Consider the following 15,979-nt stretch of genomic DNA (forward strand, 5'->3'; position numbering starts at 1 on the left):
TGCGGTAGTCGATTCTGACTAACCGGATGAATTCCATGCCATTTCTGAATTCCGCTCCCGCGCTGCTCGTGTTGACGGGCGCTTTTCTGGGGTTGACGCTTCCATTCGGCAAATTGGCTTTTGCCGCGGGCATTGCTCCATCTCTATGGGCGTTCGTTATCTCGACCGGCGCCGGGACGGTGCTTCTGGTTGCCTTCCTTCTCATGGGAAAGCGTCCGCGTATCGATGCGCATATGATACGGTACTACCTTATCGCCGCACTGATTTCCTATGCCATTCCTAACCTCATGACTCTCTCGGCGATTCCGCACCTCGGCTCAGGGTTTACGGGGATCATGTACACATTGTCGCCAGTGTTCACCCTTCTGCTTTCCATCCTTTTCAAGATGCGCAGCCCCAATCTCCTTGGACTTCTCGGCATATTTACCGGCTTTGCCGGGGCCGTCCTCGTGGGGTTTACCCGGGGGCAGGTCGGTCAGCCGGCTGAACCTCTCTGGGTGGCGATTGGCTTGCTCATCCCGGTACTGCTTGCCCTCGGCAATGTCTATCGCACGATCGATTGGCCGAAAGGTGCTGATCCGACCGAGCTTGCGGCTGGCAGCCATCTGACTACAGCGGTGCTGCTGGTTCCGATTATATTCTTTATGACAGGCACATTCCCCATTGCCCCGCTCGGTGCTGTGCCATGGCTGGTCTTTGTCCAGGTTCTGGCGTCAGCTTGCATGTTCGCGCTGTACTTCCGGCTCCAGGCCGTTGGCGGACCGGTCTATCTCAGCCAGATCGGTTATGTCGGCGCGGCAGTTGCATTGCTCGCTGGAACGCTTTTTCTCGGGGAGGTCTATCAGCTCGCAACCTGGATTGGTGCGGCGGTCATCACCATCGGCGTGTTGATGACCACGAAAGCCCAGCAACAGATGGCGGCAAAGGCTAAGCCGACCGGGTAGCCAGGACCATGTAATTGACGCTCGTATCGCTTGATCTGTTCCAGCTGTCTGCCAGCGGATTGTAACTTACGCCGACTTTTTCCACGACTTCCAGGCCAGCGCGCGACATGGCGGTTTCGAGCTCTTCCGGCCGGACCAGCTTTTCATATTGGTGCGTTCCGCGCGGCAACCAGCGAAGCACATACTCCGCACCGAATATGGCAAGGCCGAGCGCTTTCAAAGTCCGGTTGATGGTGGCGACAAAGGTCATGCCGCCGGGTTTGACCATTTGGGAACAGGCAGACATGTAGAGCTCGACATCGGCAACGTGCTCGACGACTTCCATATTCAGGACCACGTCGAACTGTTCTCCCGCATCGGCGAGAGCTTCGGCTGTCGTTGCGCGATAATCGATCGAGAGTCCGCTCTGCGCCGCGTGGATCTTCGCAACTTCGATATTTGTTTCGCCGGCATCGGCCCCAACGACCGTCGCCCCAAGGCGCGCCATGGGTTCGCACAGAAGGCCGCCGCCGCAACCGATATCAAGAATACGCAAGCCCGCCAAGGGTGCCGGGACATTCGGATCGATGCCGTAGTGGGCGCAGACTTTCTCCTTGATATAGGCAAGGCGTGTGGGATTGAACTTGTGCAAGGGACGGAATTTGCCTTGCGGATTCCACCATTCTGCTGCCATGCGCGAGAAACGCTCGACTTCTGCGTCATCAATTGTCGTGCGCTGTGCTGTTGCCATCGGTTCTGTCCTTGTTGCTCTCTTCGAGTGGACCCTTCCAGCAAAAAATGTCAAGCCGTACCCGGCATTTCACAATGCTCTTACGGCCTAATCCTCAAAACGGCCGGTGCCCTCACGATCCTGGTCGTACCGTTTCGCGAGCGGAAACGGGGGCAGCCACGACTCGCGACGGACGATCCAGTTTTCGTAGGTAGGCATAAGTTGATCAGGGGCATCCAAAGCTCCCAGGTGCACTTCGACTTCGTCTGCTGTGCGGGCGAAAACGGATGAGCCGCAGCGGGGACAGAAGAAACGTCCGGCGTAGTCGCGTGTTTCGCCATCGATCGTTACTGCATCCTGAGGAAATACCGCGGCAGCGTAAAAAAGAGCCCCATGATGCTTGCGGCAATCCAGACAGTGACAGAGGCCGACCCGGTACGGGCGTCCCGAGGCTACAATTCGGACGTTGCCGCACAGGCAGCCGCCGGTGAATCGGTCCATGCTGTGTCTCCTTTGAAATCAAGGGAGCGGAATGTTTACAACGAACGGCATTGTCCCTGCAATTGCTCGCTGCGGCCGGCGGCGCGTCGTTCTTCCGGCGTGGGGATAGTTCAAACAACCATCGGGCGTTCTTGCAGTCCGGTGATATTTTCGGTATGGGAGCCGCATTCATTTGGCGGGTGGCTGTTCCGATTCAAGCGGCTCCTTACCAATTTATTTCAGGCATTCCAGAACGGTACCTTCCCATGGCACGCATTGTGATGAAATTCGGTGGCACTTCGGTGGCCGATATTGACCGCATCCGTAATGTGGCCAGGCATGTCAAACGCGAAGTCGATGCGGGACATGAGGTTGCTGTTGTGGTTTCCGCCATGGCCGGGAAGACCAATGAGCTCGTGGCCTGGACGCGGCAGACATCGCCCATGCACGACGCGCGCGAGTACGATGCAATTGTCGCATCAGGCGAGCAGGTGACGGCTGGTCTGCTTGCAATCGCCCTGCAGGCGATGGGCGTCCACGCCCGTTCATGGCAAGGCTGGCAAATTCCGATCAAGACTGACAATGCCCATGGCGCTGCCCGTATCCTCGATATCGATGGTTCGTTCTTGATCGAGCGGTTCGCCGAGGGCCAGGTGGCTGTGATCTCCGGATTTCAGGGCATTGGGCCGGACAATCGCATTTCCACACTGGGACGCGGTGGTTCAGATACCAGTGCGGTTGCAATCGCCGCTTCGGTCAAGGCCGATCGATGTGATATCTATACCGACGTCGATGGTGTCTATACGACCGATCCGCGCGTCGAACCGAAAGCACGGCGGCTGTCGCGGATATCGTTCGAAGAAATGCTGGAGATGGCATCTCTTGGCGCGAAAGTCCTGCAGGTTCGGTCTGTCGAGCTTGCCATGGTGCACAAAGTGCGCACCTTTGTCAGGTCCAGTTTCGAAGACCCCGATGCGCCGGGCATGGGTGATCTCATCAATCCGCCCGGAACACTTATTTGCGACGAGGAAGAAATCGTGGAACAGCAGGTTGTCACAGGAATTGCCTACGCCAAGGACGAAGCCCAGATTTCGCTGCGCCGTGTTGCCGACCGTCCGGGCATATCCGCCGCTATTTTTGGCCCGCTCGCAGAGTCTCACATCAATGTCGACATGATCGTCCAGAATGTTTCTGAAGACGGCACCAAGACCGACATGACCTTTACCGTGCCTTCGGGCGATCTCGACAAGGCTCTCGTGGTCCTCGAAAAGGTCAAGGCGGAGATCGGCTGCGATATCATCCAGTCGGAAGCCGGCATGGTCAAAGTCTCGGTCATAGGTATTGGTATGCGCAGTCATGCGGGTGTTGCCGCAACGGCGTTTCGCGCGTTGGCGGACAAGGGTATCAATATCCGGGCCATCACGACCTCGGAGATCAAGATTTCCATTCTAATTGATGGCCCGTATGCGGAACTTGCCGTACGCACTTTGCATTCTGTGTACGGTCTGGATAAGCATTAGAATCAAGAAAATGTTTGTCGGCCGCGTCGCTGGCTGACATGATCACTCGAATGCGGTGAGGCCATCCGGTCTTGCCGGTATTCTTATGGAGAAAGGCCCCCAGTGCCAACGCGCGAGCAGACAACAGGTCCCCGTGTCATGCTGAAGCGTCTTCGCGAATTGATGGCGGAGGCGCTTGAGCCGCAGGAGAGGCTTGACCGGATCGTTCGCGATATCGCGCAGAACATGGTTGCGGAAGTGTGCTCGTTCTACGTGCTTCGCTCCGATGGTGTCCTGGAACTTTACGCAACCGAAGGTTTGAACCCGTCCGCCGTGCATTTGGCGCAACTGCGTCTTGGGCAGGGCCTTGTCGGTACCATCGCAGCGAGCGCCCGTCCTCTCAATCTGACCGACGCACAAACGCATCCGGCGTTCGCCTATCTGCCGGAGACAGGCGAGGAAGTCTACAATTCGTTCCTTGGTGTGCCGATTCTCCGCGCGGGGCGCACCCTGGGCGTCCTCGTCGTTCAGAACCGAACCAAGCGCGTCTATCGCGAGGATGAGGTCGAAGCGCTCGAAACGACGGCCATGGTGCTGGCGGAAATGGTTGCCGCTGGCAGTCTGACGCGGCTTGCACGGCCCGGGGTCGAACTCGACATGGGCAAGCCCATGAGCTTCAGTGGCAGCGCCTTCAATGATGGCGTCGGCCTCGGGCACGTCGTGCTGCATGAGCCACGCATTGTCGTCACAAACCTCTTCAACGAAAACATCGACACGGAAATCGACCGGCTCGAAACGTCGCTCGGTTCATTGCGCATTTCGATCGATGACATGTTGTCGCGCCGTGACGTGGCCTTCGAGGGCGAGCATCGCGAAGTGCTCGAAGCCTATCGCATGTTCGCACACGATACGGGATGGGTGCGGCGTCTCGAAGAGGCAATTCGCAACGGCCTGACGGCGGAAGCTGCCGTTGAAAAAGTGCAAAGCGATACCCGCGCCCGGATGATGCACCTGACAGATCCCTATATGCGTGAACGGCTGAGCGATTTCGACGACCTCGCCAACCGTTTGCTGCGCCAGCTGATGGGCCGTGATGTCAAGACCATGGCGGGTTCCCTCGCCAAGGACGCCATCATTATCGCACGCTCGATGGGCGCGGCAGAACTCCTCGACTATCCGCGCGAACGCCTGCGAGGCCTCGTGCTCGAGGATGGTGCCGCGACCAGCCATGTTGTGATCGTAGCCCGCGCCATGGGCATCCCCGTTGCCGGGCAGGTCAAGGGCGTCGTTTCCATGGCCGAAAACAACGATGCGGTGATCGTCGATGGTGACGATGGCCGCGTTCATTTGCGCCCGCAGTCGGACGTGGAAGCCGCCTACACGGAGAAGGTCAAGTTCCGCGCCAAGCGTCAGGCGCTTTACCGGGAATTGCGCGACCAGCCTTCGATGACGAAGGATGGGGTGCATATTTCGCTCCTGATGAACGCCGGTCTGCTCGTCGACCTGCCGCAATTGGTGGAAGCTGGTGCTGCTGGTATCGGCCTGTTCCGTACCGAACTTCAATTCATGGTCGCCTCGACTTTCCCGCGTGCCGAACAGCAGGAGCGGCTTTATCGCTCGGTACTGGATGCCGCCGGTGACAAACCGGTGACGTTCCGGACGCTCGACATAGGCGGCGACAAGGTGCTGCCCTATTTCCGCAGCGATGCCAATGAAGAAAACCCGGCCATGGGCTGGCGGGCAATCCGCCTGACGCTCGATCGTCCGGGCCTGTTGCGTACGCAGGTTCGCGCGCTTTTGAAAGCGGCCGGCGGGCGCGAGCTCCGGCTGATGCTGCCGATGGTCACGGAAGTGGCTGAAGTGCGCAAGGCCAGCGAACTGATCAACCGCGAGGTCCAGCACCTGTCGCGCTTTGCCCACAACCTGCCGACGCGTGTCAAGATCGGGGCAATGGTCGAGGTACCGTCACTGCTTTGGCAACTCGACGAACTGATGGCGGTGGTGGATTTTGTCTCGGTCGGCTCGAATGACCTGTTCCAATTCGTCATGGCGGTCGATCGCGGCAATTCGATCATCACCAACCGGTTCGACAATCTGTCGGTGCCCTTCTTGCGGGTGTTGCGTCAGATCGCCGACGCCGGCAACCGCAACCACACGGACGTGACGCTATGTGGTGAGATGGCGGGTAAGCCGCTTTCTGCCATGGCGCTGATCGGGCTTGGATATCGCTCCATCTCGATGTCGCCCGCTTCGATCGGCCCGATCAAGGCCATGCTCGGCACTGTCGATGTGGCAGAACTTACCGCGCAACTCGCCGATGCGATCGACAATCACGGCGAAACCGGGTCGTTGCGCCATGTCCTGACCAAGTTCGCAGAGCGAGCTGGCGTCCCATTGTGAGGTTTGAGTGAGTTCTATTCCGCAGGATCGTATGGATCAACTGCTGAAGCGTTTCTCCATGATGGAGACGCAGATGGCGAGTAATCCTGATTCCGAAACCTATGTGAAGCTGGCTTCGGAGTATTCCGAGCTTGAGCCCGTGGTCGCCAAGATCCGCGATCTGCTCGCTGCGCGCAGCGAAGCGGAAGGGTTGCAAGCCATGCTCGATGACAGCGCCACCGACAAGGACATGCGCGAACTGGCGGAAGCCGAGCTGCCCGACATCGAGGAGCGTATCGAGGAACTGGAGAAGGATATCCAGGTCCTCCTTTTGCCGAAAGATGTCGCCGACGAGCGCAACGCCATCCTCGAAATTCGCGCCGGTGCCGGTGGTTCCGAGGCGGCACTGTTCGGCGGTGACCTGTTTCGCATGTATGAGCGCTATGCGGCCGCAAACGGCTGGCGTGTCGAGCTGATATCGGCCAGCGATGGCGAGGCCGGCGGCTACAAGGAAGTGATCGCCATGGTTTCGGGCAAGGGCGTTTTCGCCAAGCTCAAATTTGAATCGGGCGTCCACCGGGTGCAACGCGTGCCGGACACCGAGGCGAGCGGCCGCATCCATACGTCCGCCGCGACAGTTGCCGTACTGCCGGAAGCCGAGGAAATCGACATCGATATCCGTCCCGACGATATCCGCATCGATACGATGCGCGCATCGGGTTCTGGCGGTCAGCACGTCAATACGACCGACTCGGCGGTCCGTATCACGCACATTCCTTCCGGCATCGTCGTCGTGCAGGCAGAGAAGTCGCAGCACCAGAACCGTGCCCGGGCCATGCAGGTTCTGCGTTCGCGTCTGTTCGACATGCAGCGCCAGAAGGCCGACAGCGAGCGCTCCGAGGCCCGGCGGAGCCAGGTCGGTTCGGGCGATCGCTCCGAGCGCATCCGCACCTATAATTTCCCGCAGGGGCGTGTGACCGATCATCGCATCAACCTGACGCTCTACAAGCTCGATCGCATCATGGAAGGCGATCTCGATGAGCTCATCGGCGCGCTGATCTCCGATTACCAGACGGCACTACTTGCCCAGATGAACGAAAGCTTTTGAGCGTCATGGTAGAGCATGGGACGCGCCTCGCCGATGTGCACAGAGAGGCCCGCGTTCTTTTAGCAAAAGCGGGACTCGAAACGGCCGATCTCGACGCACGGCTGTTGGTGGAATGGCTGACCGGCTGTGATCAGCTCGAGGCGATCCGCAATCCCGCTCGCCAGATCGACCAGACGATCGTTGCGCAGCTTCACGCAGTTCTTATCCGGCGAATCGATGGCGAGTCGGTGCATCGCATCATCGGCAAACGTGCCTTCTTTGGTATCGAACTTGGGCTTTCCGCCGATACACTCGAGCCTAGGCCCGACACCGAAGCCCTGGTGGAGCTCGCGATCCCTTTTCTGCGCCAGCGTATCGAGGAGCAGGGTGTCGCGGACCTGATCGACCTTGGAACCGGGACGGGCGCGATTGCCTTGGCGTTGCTCGACCAATTCAGCCAATTGCGCGCAGTGGGCGTCGATATTTCTGCGGGTGCCCTTGATACGTCGCGTGACAATGCCCACATCAACAACGTATCGGATCGGTTTGCAGGCCTTCGTTCGGATTGGTTTTCCGAGGTAAGTGGCTCATTCGACCTGATTATTTCCAATCCGCCATATATACCATCCGCCGATATAAAAGGCTTGCAACGTGAAGTAGCGCTGCATGATCCGGTGAAGGCTCTGGATGGCGGGCAGGATGGCCTCGCCCCCTACCGAATCATTGCCGGCCACGCCCGGCAGCATCTCAGGCAAGGTGGTGCGGTCGCATTGGAAATCGGTTTTGGGCAACGCAGTGATATCGAGGCGATCTTTTCAAAGGAAAAATTCGCTTTGGCTGCTGTCCAGAGAGATATTGGTGGGCGCGAAAGGGCACTTTTATTCACACCAATGTAAAAAGATTGAAAAAAGGCTTGGAATTTGGCTGGAACACAGCTAGTTTCCGGGTACCGCACTAAACCGAAACAAATCTGGTCTGCCTATCAAGAGATTGATACGGAAATTCCGGGTGTTTGATTTCTCTTCGGAAATAGCTTTGGGGAAATGGTTTTTGCGGCAGCACAAAAGTTTTATGAAACTTTGGATGCGATTGAAGCGCGGGGCGCGCTTCAGGTCGGCACTTGAGAAGCGAAGCTTTTTGACTCAAATGGTGAGCAAATTAGCGCCCCTGATTTTCTGAAAAGAGATAAGTATGAGGCCAGTACAGCAGAATAGGCGCATGCGCGGACGCGGTAACAATAATAACCGCAGCAAAGGTCCCAACCCATTGTCCCGTAACTACGAGAGCAACGGCCCCGATGTCAAAATCCGGGGGAATGCTCAGCACGTCGCCGAAAAATATACCACTCTTGCACGGGATGCACAGAGTGCCGGTGACCGCGTGATGGCTGAAAACTATCTCCAGCACGCCGAGCACTATAATCGAATCATTCTTGCGGCTCAGGCTCAGGCGCCTGTCCAGTATCAGCGCGATGATCAGGATCAGGATCAGGACGATGAGAATGGCTATGATGACGATGGCATGAACAATGGCAACGGTAACGGTAACGGCAACGATACCGATCGTCAGGAGGTTCCTGAACGCCAGGAGTTCTCGCAGCGCCAGGATCGTCCCCAGCGTCAAGATCGCCAGGACCGGCCGGAGCGTCAAGATCGCCCGGAACGTCAGGATCGCCGCGACCGGCAAGACCGGCAAGAACGTGTGATGCATCAGCCGATCAACGGCAGCGGACCACAGCCAATCATTCAGGGTACACCCGCCGAAGTCGTTTATGACGACGACACGGTCAGCCAGCGTCAGCCACAACCTCAGCCACAGGCCCAGCCGGTTGAAAATGGCGCTGCGGTGGCACCCGAGGCAGAGGCTGCCGAAGCAAAGCCAGCGCGTCGCGCACCGCGTGGCCGCAGGCCAGCCCGGCCGCGCGTCGCGGAGGAAAATGGTGCGGAAGCAAGTGCTCCGGATACCGCCAACGATCTTTCGCCTGCCGGCATCGTTGCCGAGGTGAAGAAGCGCCGGACAGCGGTCGAATCCGACGTTTGATCTGGACGGACTGAGTTGTTACGCCACTCGCAGGGAAGCCTGCGGGTGGCGTTTTGATTTCGGTTGTCGTTGGGCTGCAAGATATCAATACTCGCCCAAATCCTGTAGTTGCCATCCGTCTCGCGACCATCGCCCATCTTCCCAGCACGCGATAAAGCGGCGTGGCATGGGTGGGGCTTTTTGTGCTAAAACAACAAGTCACAGGCAGTAATAAAAGCTGGAATTCCGATCTTGCAGGCTGCGGACAATATTCCCATATTTCTTCGAGCAAATGGGTCTGCCTCTTGCAGGGGGCCCGTCACCAACACACCGTGCGATGCCGCTTGAAGGGTCGTTCGGGAAAAGGAGACACCATATGAACATTGAAAAATATACCGAGCGCGTCCGGGGGTTCATCCAGTCAGCACAGACCTTTGCCCTCTCATCCAACCACCAGCAATTTGCACCCGAACATTTGTTGAAGGTCTTGGTCGATGACGAGGAGGGCCTTGCCGCATCCCTGATCGAGCGGGCAGGCGGGCGCATAGCTGATGTACGCCTTGGCTTGCAGGCAGCGCTTGACGCCTTGCCCAAAGTAACCGGCGGCAACGGGCAGCTTTATCTCGCCCAGCCCTTGGCCAAGATTTTCACGACTGCAGAGGAACTGGCACAGAAAGCTGGCGACAGTTTTGTTACTGTCGAGCGCCTTCTGACTGCGATGGCCATCGAAAAGTCGGCCAAGACCGCGGACATATTGAGCCGCGCCGGCGTGACCGCTGCGGGGCTCAATGCCGTCATCAACGACATCCGCAAAGGGCGGACCGCAGATTCGGCTTCAGCCGAGAACACCTACGATGCCTTGAAGAAATATGCACGCGATCTCACCGCGGATGCACGGGCCGGGAAGCTCGATCCTGTGATTGGACGCGACGATGAAATCCGCCGCACTATTCAGGTATTGTCGCGGCGCACCAAGAATAATCCAGTGCTGATTGGCGAGCCGGGCGTCGGCAAGACGGCAATCGCCGAAGGGCTCGCGCTGCGTATCGTCAATGGCGATGTGCCTGAATCACTGAAAGACAAGCAGTTGATGGCGCTCGATATGGGCGCTCTCATTGCCGGTGCGAAATATCGTGGCGAGTTCGAGGAGCGGCTGAAAAGTGTGCTGTCCGAAGTCACTTCGGCAAATGGCCAGATCATCCTGTTCATCGACGAGATGCACACGCTTGTCGGCGCTGGCAAGGCCGAAGGTGCGATGGACGCTTCCAACCTGTTGAAGCCGGCACTGGCGCGCGGTGAGCTCCACTGCGTTGGCGCGACGACACTCGACGAATATCGCAAGCATGTCGAAAAGGATGCGGCGCTTGCCCGCCGGTTTCAGCCGGTATTTGTCGATGAGCCTTCGGTGGAGGATACCATCTCGATCCTGCGCGGCTTGAAGGAGAAATACGAGCAGCATCATAAAGTTCGAATTTCCGATTCGGCGCTGGTTGCGGCGGCGACCTTGTCCAACCGCTACATCACCGACCGGTTCTTGCCCGACAAGGCGATCGATTTGATCGACGAAGGCGCAGCACGGCTTCGCATGCAGGTTGATTCCAAACCGGAAGAACTGGATGAGATCGACCGCCGTATCATGCAGTTGAAGATCGAGCGCGAGGCGCTGAAGGTCGAGAAAGACGACGCATCCCGAGATCGTCTTGAGCGGCTGGAGAAGGAACTCGCCGATCTGGAAGAACAGTCGACCGCGATAACCAACACATGGCAGGCTGAAAAGCAGAAGCTCGGCCATGCGGCCGACTTGAAGCGACAGCTTGACGATGCACGCAATGCGCTTGCGTCTGCCCAGCGCAACGGTGAATTCCAGAAGGCCGGCGAGCTTGCCTATGGGACTATCCCCCAGTTGGAAAAGCAGCTGGCGGAGGCTGAACAGCATGACGGTTCAACCTCGATGGTCGAAGAAATCGTGACACCGGATCATATCGCTCAGGTTGTTTCGCGCTGGACTGGCATTCCGGTAGACCGGATGCTGGAAGGCGAACGTGAGAAGCTGTTGCGTATGGAGGATGAACTGGCTAAGCGGGTCGTCGGTCAGGGCGAAGCAGTCCAGGCTGTGTCGAAAGCCATTCGCCGCGCGCGTGCAGGATTGCAGGATCCTAACCGGCCTATCGGCTCGTTCATCTTTCTTGGGCCAACAGGTGTCGGCAAGACGGAGCTGACGAAAACGCTGGCTTCATTCCTGTTCTCCGACGAGACGGCCATGGTTCGGCTCGACATGTCCGAATACATGGAAAAGCATTCGGTCTCGCGGCTGATCGGCGCGCCTCCGGGCTATGTCGGTTATGAAGAGGGTGGTGCTCTCACCGAGGCTGTCAGGCGCAGGCCTTATCAGGTGGTTCTCTTCGACGAGATCGAAAAGGCCCATCCGGATGTGTTCAATGTGCTTCTGCAGGTTCTTGACGATGGCCGTCTGACTGATGGTCAGGGGCGTACTGTCGATTTCCGCAACACGCTGATCATCATGACATCGAACCTCGGGGCCGAGTACCTTGTCGGGCTGTCAGAGGGCCAGGATGTCGAGGAGGTTCGTGAAGAGGTGATGAACGTCGTCAAGGCATCGTTCCGGCCGGAGTTCCTCAACCGCGTGGATGAAATCATCCTGTTCCATCGGTTGCAGCGCAAGGAAATGGGCAAGATCGTGGCAATCCAGCTGCAGCATCTGCAGTCGCTTCTGACAGATCGCAAGATCGTTTTGAAGATCGATGAGGATGCAACGAACTGGCTGGCCGAGAAAGGTTACGATCCTGCCTATGGTGCGCGACCATTGAAGCGCGTGATCCAGAAGGAAGTGCAAGACCCGCTGGCCGAAAGGATCCTGCTCGGCGAGATACTGGATGGCTCCACGGTCAAGATCACCGCTGGGTCGGACAGGCTGAACTTCAAGTCTGTTAAATCCGCTCCCGAACGGGAAAAGAGCGAGGCCGCGTAAGTGCGCTCTGCACAAAAACAGCAAACAAAGGAGATGGCCGCCATATAGCGGCCATTTTCACGTCCCGTTCATTCGATAAATGCAACGATAAAAGCCTATCGTCATTAACCATAAAGACAGGAAAATCGGTCATTTATGCTTAACGACAAGTTAGTGGCAGAAACCGGAAGCTGAAGGCATGACGTCTTATCGTTGTTCACTATTTGGAATGTTGTTGATTGCTTCAACAGGTGCTGTCGCTCCGTTCACCGCACAAGCCGCAGAAAGCACTGTGCCCGTCGTCAACGATCAGGCTTCATATACCGTTGCGCAATGGTTCGAACCGCGTGAGCGGCGGCAAGCTTATCGATCCTATTTTGACGAGTATGGCCGTAAAATTACCGTGGATCGCCGTGGGCGGATCGTTTCGGTCGAAGAGGCGCAAACCAATCAATCGAATGAGGGGACGGATTATTTTCCCGATGCGCCGCAGGATCCCTATGACACGGGTGCGATTTCGAATGATCCTTACGGCACGGCACTGCCTTCCGAGAGCGATTATGGCAGCGTCAACCGCGAACCTTTGCCGCCTGCCAACGGCGAATCGGATTTGCAGCCCACCGATCCGAACCTTGTAGAACCGGGTGCGCCGAGCGATGGCCTGACAGATGTTCCGCAGCAGGAGCAGATACCTGTCCATCCGAATCCGGCGCCGACGATAGAATTGCCGAAGGGACAGGGCGCGAAAGCCAAGATCGCCGCGATCCAGGTTCTGCTCGACCGGATCGGCGTATCCCCTGGCGTTATCGATGGCCACAAGGGCGGTAATGTCGACAAGGCTGTTGCCGCTTTCGAGGAAATGACCGGACAACAGTTCGATCCTCTCAACGAAGAAGGTATCAATGCATCGCTGGAACAGACCGGCGGTACGGCGTTCATGTCCTATACGATCACATCCGAAGATGCCGCTTATCCATTCGTCGCTTCCATCCCGGAAGATTATAGCCACAAGGCGCAATTGGAGCGCATGGCCTTCACGTCAGTGACGGAAATGCTGGCCGAGCGGTTTCACATGGACGAGAACTATCTGAAAGAGCTCAATCCGGGTGTGGATTTCAACACGCCGGGCGTTGCGATTCAGGTTGCAAGTATCGGGCAGAATGCCGGCGGCGCCGTGACGCGCATCATTGCCGATAAGGGACGCAAACAGGTCCGTGGATACAATGCCGAGGGGCGGCTGGTCGTCGCCTATCCGGCAACAATCGGGTCGACCGATACGCCATCGCCTTCGGGTACCGTGCAGGTCGAGCGGGTCGCGCTCAATCCGAATTATACCTACAACCCGAAAATCAACTTCAAGCAGGGCGAGAACAATTCGGTTTTGACGATACCGCCGGGACCGAACGGCCCTGTGGGGACCGTGTGGATCGCCTTGTCGAAGCCGACTTATGGGATTCACGGCACACCTGAACCGTCAAAGATCGGCAAGACCAACAGCCACGGTTGTGTGCGCCTGACCAATTGGGATGCGACGGAACTGTCGAAGCTCGTGCAGAAGGGCGTGACAGTCGAATTCCAGGAATAGGGTTTAGCCGCTGGCAGCGACCTTGGTGCCCTTTGCTTCGTCGTCTTTGAGAAGCTGATCGATACGCTCACGTTCGCGCTTGAACGCGACCAGATCATCGCCGCCAAGTTCACCGCCGCTTGGAAGGCGGATGCGCATCGGATCGACTTTGGAGCCATTGACGATCACTTCGTAATGCAAATGAGGGCCAGTCGAAAGCCCGGTCGACCCGAGGTAACCTATAACCTGGCCCTGCCGCACCTTCGCACCCGGGATCACGCCACTGGCTATAGCGTTCTGATGCGAATAGCTGCTTTCATAGCCGTTGGAATGGCGAATGAGCGTCTGGTTGCCATAGCCGTTGGTCCACCCCGCACGTTCGACGACGCCATTGCCTGCAGCGATGATCGGCGTTCCGCGCGGAGCTGACCAGTCCACACCCGTATGCATGCGGGAATAACCAAGGATAGGATGACGGCGCATCCCGAAAGGCGAACGGAAGATGCCGTTCGGTACAGGTTTACGGAGCAGGAACTGCTTGGAGCTCTTGCCGTCCTCGTCGTAATAGTCGGTGTTGCCGTCCTTGCTGTGGAACCGGTAGAATTTTTTCAGGTCGCCGCCGAAATTGGCAGCAACGTAGAGAATTTCCGAATCGTCGCCGGCCTTCTCCGAATCTGCCGGGAGCGAGAACAAGGCTTCCAACTCATCGGTGGGTGAAAGCTGCGACTGGAAATCGACATCGGAAGCAAGCATCCTGATGAGCTGTTTGATCATCGAATCCGTCATGCCATAGGCGACACCGGCGCGGTAGATGCCGTCATAGATCGTGGGCAAATCTTCAGTCCGACGCGAGACGGGGGGATTGTCGTCGAATGCAACCTGCAGGCCCGGCGTCATCTCTGGTTCGTCCGCCGGGACATATTGGTCGCGGTCGTTGAGGGCAATTGTCAGGACATGCGTGCTTCCATTATAGACGCTGGCCCGCATGATCCTGTCGGTATTGTTCCGGGACTCGATCCCAAGCCGCAATACGCTGCCGCTCTTCAAACGCGGCGAGTTCAACAGCTTGGCGATGGCTTCCGACATGCCCGTAGCGTCGCCGTTCTCGTAGCCTGCATCATTGAGTGCAGCCAGAATATCCTTGTCACTGCGGAACGGAATGAGTTCTTCCGAATAACCGGCACTCTCGGCGTCCTCGGACAGCCGGGGAGAGACGCTGACATTTTCCTGAATGATTTTGACGGCAAGGGGACTGCGAAGGTTATAAGGATCCTCGTCTGTACCAAATCGCAGCGGGTCCACGTAATGGAGAGAGGCGACCTGAATCGCTCCATCGGTCAGAAGCGAGCCGGTGTTGCGGACCACCTCTTCCACGTCATCCACACTCAGATCATCGGATGGATCGTACTGCGCCGTGGCCAAGGGGAAATCCACAGTGCGGAGGCTGACTTCGCTCTCCACCTTGGCACCGTAGATCAGGCCTGTTTTCGGTGTAGGATCGGTGCCTTCATTGGCTTCTGCGAACACGTCGAGCGGGTTGAACGCGGGATAGCGACGATTCGTGTTGTGGACATCGGCGAGCGCGATATGGACGAATTCGAACGGCATTGAACGAATGACGTCCCGCTCGCCATCCTTGAACATGGTTGAAACATCGAGCCGCCGGCGGTCGCGATTTTTCTGGATGGGTGTCGTTGCGGCAACGCGAGCGCCTTTGGTGACATCGGAATTGCCGCCCGGCGCGGGCATTGCATTGCGGGCCATTAGTTCCGGCGGCGTTGCCAGCTGTTCGCGGCCGTCAAGCGCTGCAAACAGGGCCACACCCATCAATATGCTGGAAGTGATACCAGTAAGAAAGGTGCCGGCAAGCCATCGCGCCGAGATCTCACGCCGATCCGGCGGGCCACGACGGCCGTCCGTAATCAACGGCGGCTCGTTGCCCGGATCGATTGATGAGTGCCCCTCGTACTCGTTCATACTGTTAAGTGTTGATCCTGTCGCCGTTATAGACTGCGGGCTTATGAGATTTTTCGGCGCTTGCCGACCAGCCTTGTACTGGCATGAAATCGATTGGGACGCAGTTTTGCCCTCCCAGCTTGCCTATGTCAACGCGCGGTCCCGCAAGCCTGTGCAAATGCTGCATGGTACAGAATGATAGATGGGACTGATCGTGTGGCATGGGAGCGAGCGCTATGTCGGGATTTGGGCATGTTTGTGGCCGGTCCATTCACATTTCAATTCGCCGGCTATATCCGCAAGGCGCCACTTTGCATGTTAAAACCGCGTCCCAAAAGACTCTGTCATATTTTTCACAATTTCTTCAAAATCGA

At 57.6% G+C, this 15,979-nt stretch carries 11 protein-coding genes; 8 read left to right on the plus strand and 3 right to left on the minus strand.

Annotation, left to right across the window (positions count from 1 at the left end):
• Window positions 1–35: 35 nt before the first annotated feature.
• Complete coding sequence (locus LB462_RS18890) at window positions 36–944, plus strand: DMT family transporter (RefSeq protein WP_224511150.1); 909 nt, start codon at window positions 36–38, stop codon at window positions 942–944.
• Here LB462_RS18890 and ubiG read toward each other — a convergent pair.
• Both ubiG and LB462_RS18900 read right to left on the minus strand, forming a co-directional pair.
• The gene (gene ubiG, locus LB462_RS18895) at window positions 928–1,674 is read right to left on the minus strand and encodes a bifunctional 2-polyprenyl-6-hydroxyphenol methylase/3-demethylubiquinol 3-O-methyltransferase UbiG (RefSeq protein WP_224511153.1); all 747 of its coding nucleotides are present in this window, start codon (window positions 1,672–1,674) and stop codon (window positions 928–930) included. The genes LB462_RS18890 and ubiG overlap by 17 nt on opposite strands.
• An 87-nt stretch (window positions 1,675–1,761) precedes the next feature.
• A complete protein-coding gene (locus tag LB462_RS18900; RefSeq protein ID WP_224511155.1) occupies window positions 1,762–2,154 on the minus strand; it encodes a GFA family protein in 393 nt (130 codons plus the stop codon).
• A gap of 245 nt (window positions 2,155–2,399) precedes the next feature.
• On the opposite strand from LB462_RS18900, the gene LB462_RS18905 reads away from it, so the two are divergent.
• From LB462_RS18905 to LB462_RS18940, 7 genes are all read left to right on the plus strand, one after another.
• Window positions 2,400–3,653 (plus strand): aspartate kinase, encoded by a 1,254-nt coding sequence (locus tag LB462_RS18905; protein ID WP_112532270.1) that lies wholly within the window; start codon window positions 2,400–2,402, stop codon window positions 3,651–3,653.
• A gap of 138 nt (window positions 3,654–3,791) precedes the next feature.
• Window positions 3,792–6,032, plus strand: coding sequence for a phosphoenolpyruvate--protein phosphotransferase (gene ptsP / locus LB462_RS18910; protein WP_224511191.1), 2,241 nt, complete (start codon window positions 3,792–3,794; stop codon window positions 6,030–6,032).
• 31 nt (window positions 6,033–6,063) lie between these two features.
• The gene (gene prfA / locus LB462_RS18915; protein WP_255626878.1) at window positions 6,064–7,119 is read left to right on the plus strand and encodes a peptide chain release factor 1; all 1,056 of its coding nucleotides are present in this window, start codon (window positions 6,064–6,066) and stop codon (window positions 7,117–7,119) included.
• A gap of 5 nt (window positions 7,120–7,124) precedes the next feature.
• Window positions 7,125–7,994 carry a peptide chain release factor N(5)-glutamine methyltransferase gene (gene prmC, locus LB462_RS18920; RefSeq protein ID WP_224511193.1) on the plus strand — a complete coding sequence of 290 codons (870 nt, stop codon included), beginning with the start codon at window positions 7,125–7,127 and terminating at the stop codon, window positions 7,992–7,994.
• A 322-nt stretch (window positions 7,995–8,316) separates the two neighbouring features.
• Window positions 8,317–9,138 carry a DUF4167 domain-containing protein gene (locus tag LB462_RS31850; protein ID WP_505483631.1) on the plus strand — a complete coding sequence of 274 codons (822 nt, stop codon included), beginning with the start codon at window positions 8,317–8,319 and terminating at the stop codon, window positions 9,136–9,138.
• A 355-nt stretch (window positions 9,139–9,493) separates the two neighbouring features.
• Window positions 9,494–12,106 (plus strand): ATP-dependent chaperone ClpB, encoded by a 2,613-nt coding sequence (gene clpB / locus LB462_RS18935; RefSeq protein WP_224511158.1) that lies wholly within the window; start codon window positions 9,494–9,496, stop codon window positions 12,104–12,106.
• Window positions 12,107–12,314: 208 nt separating this feature from the next.
• Window positions 12,315–13,670: a L,D-transpeptidase gene (locus LB462_RS18940; protein ID WP_224511194.1), complete on the plus strand. Its 1,356-nt coding sequence runs from the start codon at window positions 12,315–12,317 to the stop codon at window positions 13,668–13,670.
• Between the two features lie 3 nt (window positions 13,671–13,673).
• Here the strand turns inward: LB462_RS18940 and LB462_RS18945 are convergent, their stop codons facing one another.
• Entirely contained in the window at window positions 13,674–15,626 is a 1,953-nt protein-coding gene (locus LB462_RS18945) for a M23 family metallopeptidase (protein ID WP_224511160.1), read from the minus strand.
• Window positions 15,627–15,979: the final 353 nt, after the last annotated feature.

The sequence above is a fragment of the Phyllobacterium chamaecytisi genome (genome assembly GCF_020164455.1).
Classification (GTDB): domain Bacteria; phylum Pseudomonadota; class Alphaproteobacteria; order Rhizobiales; family Rhizobiaceae; genus Phyllobacterium; species Phyllobacterium chamaecytisi.

What these genes read in the sequence shown, in the direction of transcription:
- LB462_RS18890 (WP_224511150.1), top strand. Translation starts at nt 36, where the DNA reads ATGCCATTTCTGAATTCCGCTCCCGCGCTGCTCGTGTTGACGGGCGCT.
- ubiG (WP_224511153.1), bottom strand. Translation starts at nt 1,674, where the DNA reads ATGGCAACAGCACAGCGCACGACAATTGATGACGCAGAAGTCGAGCGT.
- LB462_RS18900 (WP_224511155.1), bottom strand. Translation starts at nt 2,154, where the DNA reads ATGGACCGATTCACCGGCGGCTGCCTGTGCGGCAACGTCCGAATTGTA.
- LB462_RS18905 (WP_112532270.1), top strand. Translation starts at nt 2,400, where the DNA reads ATGGCACGCATTGTGATGAAATTCGGTGGCACTTCGGTGGCCGATATT.
- ptsP (WP_224511191.1), top strand. Translation starts at nt 3,792, where the DNA reads ATGCTGAAGCGTCTTCGCGAATTGATGGCGGAGGCGCTTGAGCCGCAG.
- prfA (WP_255626878.1), top strand. Translation starts at nt 6,064, where the DNA reads ATGGATCAACTGCTGAAGCGTTTCTCCATGATGGAGACGCAGATGGCG.
- prmC (WP_224511193.1), top strand. Translation starts at nt 7,125, where the DNA reads ATGGTAGAGCATGGGACGCGCCTCGCCGATGTGCACAGAGAGGCCCGC.
- LB462_RS31850 (WP_505483631.1), top strand. Translation starts at nt 8,317, where the DNA reads ATGCGCGGACGCGGTAACAATAATAACCGCAGCAAAGGTCCCAACCCA.
- clpB (WP_224511158.1), top strand. Translation starts at nt 9,494, where the DNA reads ATGAACATTGAAAAATATACCGAGCGCGTCCGGGGGTTCATCCAGTCA.
- LB462_RS18940 (WP_224511194.1), top strand. Translation starts at nt 12,315, where the DNA reads ATGTTGTTGATTGCTTCAACAGGTGCTGTCGCTCCGTTCACCGCACAA.
- LB462_RS18945 (WP_224511160.1), bottom strand. Translation starts at nt 15,626, where the DNA reads ATGAACGAGTACGAGGGGCACTCATCAATCGATCCGGGCAACGAGCCG.